Source organism: Rhodopseudomonas telluris, assembly GCF_042432815.1.
Lineage (GTDB): Bacteria > Pseudomonadota > Alphaproteobacteria > Rhizobiales > Xanthobacteraceae > Rhodopseudomonas > Rhodopseudomonas telluris.
Window position 1 is genome coordinate 1 of sequence record NZ_JBHLWM010000009.1, and the last position, 5302, is coordinate 5302.

Annotated in this window: 5 protein-coding genes; 2 read left to right on the plus strand and 3 right to left on the minus strand. The window is 65.4% G+C overall.

Annotation, left to right across the window (positions count from 1 at the left end; all coding sequences use genetic code 11):
• Positions 1-699, minus strand: a 699-nt coding sequence (locus tag ACFFJ6_RS22965) for an elongation factor Tu (protein WP_378392303.1), incomplete at its 3' end; no start/stop codon positions are given.
• A 189-nt stretch (positions 700-888) separates the two neighbouring features.
• On the opposite strand from ACFFJ6_RS22965, the gene ACFFJ6_RS22970 reads away from it, so the two are divergent.
• Entirely contained in the window at positions 889-2112 is a 1224-nt protein-coding gene (locus tag ACFFJ6_RS22970; RefSeq protein ID WP_378392304.1) for a serine hydrolase domain-containing protein, read from the plus strand.
• Between the two features lie 156 nt (positions 2113-2268).
• Here ACFFJ6_RS22970 and ACFFJ6_RS22975 read toward each other — a convergent pair whose 3' ends face one another.
• Together ACFFJ6_RS22975 and ACFFJ6_RS22980 are read right to left on the minus strand one after the other, a co-directional pair.
• Entirely contained in the window at positions 2269-3036 is a 768-nt protein-coding gene (locus tag ACFFJ6_RS22975) for an SDR family NAD(P)-dependent oxidoreductase (RefSeq protein ID WP_378392306.1), read from the minus strand.
• Positions 3037-3183: 147 nt separating this feature from the next.
• On the minus strand, positions 3184-3945 hold the full coding sequence (locus ACFFJ6_RS22980; protein WP_378392308.1) for a histidine phosphatase family protein: 762 nt from the start codon (positions 3943-3945) through the stop codon (positions 3184-3186).
• 152 nt (positions 3946-4097) lie between these two features.
• On the opposite strand from ACFFJ6_RS22980, the gene ACFFJ6_RS22985 reads away from it, so the two are divergent.
• On the plus strand, positions 4098-4883 hold the full coding sequence (locus tag ACFFJ6_RS22985) for an SDR family NAD(P)-dependent oxidoreductase (protein WP_378392310.1): 786 nt from the start codon (positions 4098-4100) through the stop codon (positions 4881-4883).
• Positions 4884-5302 lie beyond the last annotated feature (419 nt).

Sequence of the window (5302 nt, forward strand, 5' to 3'; positions counted from 1 at the left end):
ACGGCCGGTCACCACGGTGCCGCGGCCCGAGATCGAGAACACGTCTTCGACCGGCATCAGGAACGGCTGGTCGATCGGGCGCTCCGGCTGCGGGATGTAGGCGTCGACCTGCTTCATCAGCTCGAGGATGGCGTCGTGGCCGAGCTTCGGATCGGAGTTCTCGAGCGCCGCCAGCGCCGAGCCTTTGACGATCGGAATGTCGTCGCCCGGGAAGTCGTACTTCGACAGCAGCTCGCGCACTTCCATCTCGACCAGCTCGAGCAGTTCCGGATCGTCGACCATGTCGCACTTGTTCAGGAACACCACCAGCGCCGGCACGCCGACCTGACGGGCCAGCAGGATGTGCTCGCGGGTCTGCGGCATCGGGCCGTCGGCCGCCGACACCACCAGGATCGCGCCGTCCATCTGCGCCGCACCGGTGATCATGTTCTTGACGTAGTCGGCGTGGCCGGGGCAGTCGACATGCGCGTAGTGGCGGTTGGTCGTCTCGTACTCGACGTGAGCGGTCGAGATCGTGATGCCGCGCGCCTTCTCTTCCGGCGCCTTGTCGATCTGGTCATAGGCCGTGAACGTCGCACCGCCCGTCTCCGCCAGAACCTTGGTGATCGCCGCCGTCAGCGACGTCTTGCCATGGTCGACGTGACCGATCGTCCCGATGTTGCAATGCGGCTTGGTACGTTCAAACTTTGCTTTGGCCATTCGATGTCCATCCTTGTCGGCGCAGCACATAGGGCAGCGAAGCCCGCGGCTGGTTACTGCGGAAAAGCACCCTGTTCAAGCTGGAAGTTATGGGCCAATCTCGCTGCACCCTGTCGAGAAAGGCCGCCGGGACGTCCGATTCTGGACGTCATGTAAGGCCTCGTACGCAAAGATCAATCGGGAGACGCCATGACCGCTTCAGCCGCAGCAACGACTGCCAAAGCCCCGCAAACACCGCAGCTGGAGCAGGCAAGGCCCGAAACGATCGGGCTTTCCCCCACCCGCCTGCAGGTCATGTCCGACGCCTTCAAGCGCGAGATCGACAAGGGCAGCATCCCGGGCGTCACCGTGCTGGTGTCACGCCGCGGTCACATTGGCTGGTTCGAGGCGCTCGGCCGGCAGGCGCCCGGTTCGGATGCGCCGATGCGGCCGGACAGCCTGTTCCGGATTTTTTCGATGACCAAGCCGATTGTCTCGGTCGGCATCATGCAACTGGTCGAGGACGGCTGGCTGCAGCTCGACGATCCGCTGCAGAAGTTCATCCCGGAGTTCGAGAACACCAACGTGGGCGTCGTCGAGAACGGCAAGCTCGACCTCGTGCCGCTCAACCGGCCGATCACCATCCAGGACCTGCTGCGCCACACCTCGGGCATCACCTATGACCACGTCGGCGACGGCCCGATCCACAAGATGTATCGCGAGTCCCGCATCCGCAGCCGCAAGATCACCAACGAGGAGCACGCTCGGCTGATCGCCGAGCTGCCGCTGGTGTGCCAGCCCGGGGCGGCGTGGAACTACAGCCGCTCGACCGACATCCTCGGCCGCGTCATCGAGGTGGTCTCCGGCAAGACCCTCGGCGCCTTCCTCACCGAGCGCATTCTCGCGCCGCTGCAGATGGCAGAGACTGCCTTCCACACCGGCGCCGAGAACAAGCACCGGCTGGCCGAAGCCTTCCCGACCGATCCGTGGACCGGCGATCCGGTTGCGCTGTTCAACATGCTGGAGAAGCCGGTGATGGAATCCGGCGGCGGTGGCTTGGTCTCGACCACGATGGACTACGCGCGGTTCTGCCAGATGCTGCTGAGCGGCGGATCGCTGCACGGCACCCGCATCATCGGCCGCAAGACGCTGCAGCTGATGGCGAGCAATCATCTCGAAGCGCACATTCCGCCGGACAACTACATCCTGCCGCCCGGCCACGGCTTCGGTCTCGGCTTCGCGGTCCGCACCGAACCGGGCATCTCGCCGTTCCCCGGCTCGGTCGGCCAGTTCTACTGGAGCGGCATCGCCGGGACGTTCTTCTGGATCGACCCGGCCGAGGACATGTTCGCGGTGTTCATGTCGCAGGGCCCGGGCCAGCGCGAGTACTTCCGGACGCTGGTGCGCAATCTGGTCTACGCCGCGGTGGAGTAACCGTGCCCCGGACGCGCTGCGGCACGAAGTGCCGCTGCGCAGATCCGGGGCCCCGGTTACTTCTTCCCAGCTCCACCGAACCGGGGTCCCGCATCTGCGGAGAACGCTGCGCGTTGCACCGCGTGCGGGACACGCGGTGTTGGCGTGTCTCCCCCTTCAGCTGATCGTCGCGCCGCCGTCGATGACGATGGTCTGGCCGGTGGTGAAGGTGCCGGCCTTGGAGGCGAGGAAGATCGCGGCGCCGGCGATTTCGTCCGGTTCGCCGATCCGCTGCAGCGGCGAGCGGGCGGTCGAGGCTTTCAGCGTCTCGGGGTTCTCCCACAGCGCGCGGGCGAAGTCGGTCTTGATCAGGCCGGGAGCAATGCAGTTCACGCGGATGTTGTGCTCGCCATACTCGCAAGCGAGGTTGCGGGCGAGCTGCATGTCGGCCGCCTTGGAGATGCAGTAGGCGCCGATCACGGTCGAGCCCTTGAGGCCGCCGATCGACGACACGATGGTGATCGAACCGTCCTTGCGCTTGATCATCTGCGGCACGACTTCGCTGATCAGCCAGTGATTGGCGACGATGTTGTTGTCGAGGATCTTGCGGAACTGATCGTCGTTGATGCCGGCCTGCGGGCCGTAATACGGATTCGACGCGGCGTTGCAGACCAGCGTGTCGATCTTGCCGAACTTCTCGGTCGCTTCCTGCGCCAGGCGCTTGAGATCGTCCTTGCTGGAAATGTTGGCGGCGAGCGCCAGCGCGGTCCCTGCTCCGCGCGCGTCGTTGATCGACTTGGCGACGGCGTCGCAGGCGTCCTGCTTGCGCGACGAGATCACCACCTTGGCGCCGTGCTCCGCCATCCGCTCGGCAATCGCCTTGCCGATGCCGCGCGACGATCCGGTGATCACCGCGACTTTTCCGCTGAGGTCGAACAAGCTCATGTTTCTCTCCCGTTGTTAGTTGTTGGTTCGGATGACCTATCCCGTCATTGCGAGCGCAGCGAAGCAATCCAGATCAGTGCATGGCGCTGGATTGCTTCGTCGCTTCGCTCCTCGCAATGACGGATCGGCTCGTTTGCAATGACGAGATTAAGCGAGTTTGGTGGTGTTCGTCGCCACTTCCGGACCGGCCGGCTGATGCATCGCGGCGTGGGAGGGGTCGGCGATCCAGGGCTGCTGGTTGACCATCGGAATCCGCCAGCCCTCCTGCCCGTCGGACGACGCCATGTAGTCCAGCCGTGTGATCGAGCAGTTGTCGATGGTGAAGGCCAGCCCGCGCGCCGGCTGATCGCGCAGCGCGAGGCCGATCGCCGCCTTGATGGTGCCGCCATGCGCCACCGCGACGATGTCGCCGCCGGGATGCGCGGCGGAGATGCGCGCGATCGCGCGCTTGGTGCGCTCGTACAGATCCATGAAGCTCTCGCCATTCGGCGCGCGCTCGTCGATCGGCGCGAACCAGAAAGTGTCGAGATTGATCGGCAGGTTGGCGAAGAACTGCGCGCGATTCTTGCCCTGCCAGTCGCCGAGATGCTGCTCGTTGAGATCGGCATCGTGAGTGATCAGCGGCGGCCGCGGAAAACCGGCGGCGAAGATCGCTTCGGCAGTCATATGGGTGCGCTTCAGCTTGCTCGCGTACCACACCGCATCACGCGGCAGCACGCGGCCGACCGCGTCGAACACCACCTTGTCGCTGCAGTCGCAATCGATGTCGATCTGGCCGTAGATGTTGCCGCCGTCGCTGCGCACCGGCGCGTGGCGCACCCACCACCACCGCGTCGCCGTGACGCCGCTCGGAACCGAGTGCTGGGCGACGAAGGGTTTGTCGCTGGTGGACGGCGGCGCATTCGACATGCAGAAAGTCCTTCATTCCGGTTTCAAGTCGCTGTACGTCAGACCTCGCATCGCCTCAAGTCACTTGTATGTCGCTGCGGCGATGCCGGCCCCAACGGGCCGAACGAATTCCGTCAAGCGGCAAACGCCGCACGATCAGCAGGGAGCAACGCATGGGCCGCCTCGCAGGCAAATCCGTCATCATCACCGGCGCCGGCAGCGGCATCGGCCGCGCGGCATCGCTGCTGTTCACCAAGGAAGGCGCGCAACTGATCGCGGTCGATCGCACCGAGGGCGTCAACGAGACGGTCGAGCTGGTGCGCAAGGCCGGCGGCACGGCCGAAGCGGTGATGGCCGATGCAGGCTCCGAGGACGACGTGAAGGGCTTCATCGCCAAGGCGGTCTCGGCCTACGGCAAGCTCGACGGCATCTGGGCCAATGCCGGCATCAGCGGCGGGCTGGTGCCGCTGCCGGAGCAGACGCCGGAGCACTGGCAGGAGATCCTGCGCGTCAACCTGATCGGTCCGTTCCTGGCGATCAAGCATGCGATGCCGCACATGATCAAACAGGGTCACGGCGCGATCGTCTGCACCGCCTCGGTCGCAGGCCTCAAGAGCGGCGCGTCGGGGCATCCTTACGCGGCGTCGAAGGCCGGCGTGATCAGCCTGGTGCAGACCACCGCCTATTCGCTGTCCGGCACCGGCGTGCGCATCAACGCGGTGTGCCCGGGTCTGATCGAAACCGGCATGACCAAGCCGGTGTTCGACAATGCCAAGCAGCGCGGCACCGATCACAAGATCGGCCAGCTCAATCCGCTGAAGCGCGCCGGCCAGCCGCACGAACTCGCCACCATGGGGCTGTTCCTGCTCAGCGACGAAGCGAGCTACGTTAACGGCCAAGCGTTCCCGGTCGACGGCGGCCTGACGGCGTCGATGCCGTATGCCGGCAAGCCGATCTGAGCCAAGCCGCCCGACAGAGCGGCGCGCCACAAAGTGAGACGGTCATCACCCGCGACAGCGGGTGATCCAGTATCGCAGAGCGGTGGAGGAGAAAGGCACGGCGCTCCAACGAGCGCTCTGGGATACTGGGTCGCCCGGTCAAGCCGGGCGATGACGTGGGAGGATGCGGTTGCGTCCGTGCTCCACGTCGATTGTATTCAACTATCAAACAGCCACTTCGACGCACTTCAAAGATCAAATCGCCAGAGCTTTGCGCAGCGCGAAATAGCCACGACTGCGCAACAGCCCGACGCAGCCACGCGCCCGCATTCTCGCGGCGCGTCGCGCCCGAGGTTTGCTGCGGTCGCTTCGCCCTCCTTGGGAAGAGGGCGCGCGGAACGCCGGGTGCCCGATGCACCCGCGGCCTCGTGTGCGTAAGT